Below are 537 nucleotides of genomic sequence, written 5' to 3'. Positions count from 1 at the left end.
GTGATTACGGTTGGGGCAATTAATGCTGAGCAGGATCTGGGCTCTCTGGTGCTGGGTGAGTCGCCTTTCTCCAACCCGGGTGCCAGTATTCTGGTGTCTGCACCGGGATCCAATATGGCCAGCACCTCCCGCGAGTTAATCAACGACAATGGGTCTGTATTTGGTGATGACCTGGATGTGGCCCAGGGGACGTCATTTGCCACACCACTGGTTTCCGGCGTTGTGGCCCTGATGCTGGAAGCCAATCCCAACCTGGGATACCGGGATGTGCAGCAGATACTGGCCCTCACTGCCCGCAGGATTGATGACCCCAATACGGACTGGACCGATAATGGCGCCCACAACTGGAACGGTGGTGGTATGCATACCAGCCATGATTATGGTTTTGGTAATGTGGATGCCCTGGCTGCGGTTCGCCTGGCTGAAACCTGGGAGAAACAAAGTGTACATGCCGATAACACGGGCATAGAAAATGCGCGGCCTGAGTACTATGTGGAGTCCAGTATCAACTTCAATAGTAAGGCCATTCCCGACAAC

1 protein-coding gene is annotated in these 537 nt (G+C 54.6%); it reads left to right on the top strand.

Translation table 11 applies throughout. The features are described 5' to 3' along the window. On the top strand, window positions 1-537 hold a 537-nt coding region (locus J7438_RS27330), incomplete at both ends, for a S8 family serine peptidase (protein WP_209279151.1).

Origin of the sequence: Thalassotalea sp. G20_0, assembly GCF_017744175.1 — a bacterium.
Taxonomy (GTDB): domain Bacteria; phylum Pseudomonadota; class Gammaproteobacteria; order Pseudomonadales; family Endozoicomonadaceae; genus Endozoicomonas.
This window is presented reverse-complemented; position numbering and strand designations above follow the sequence as displayed.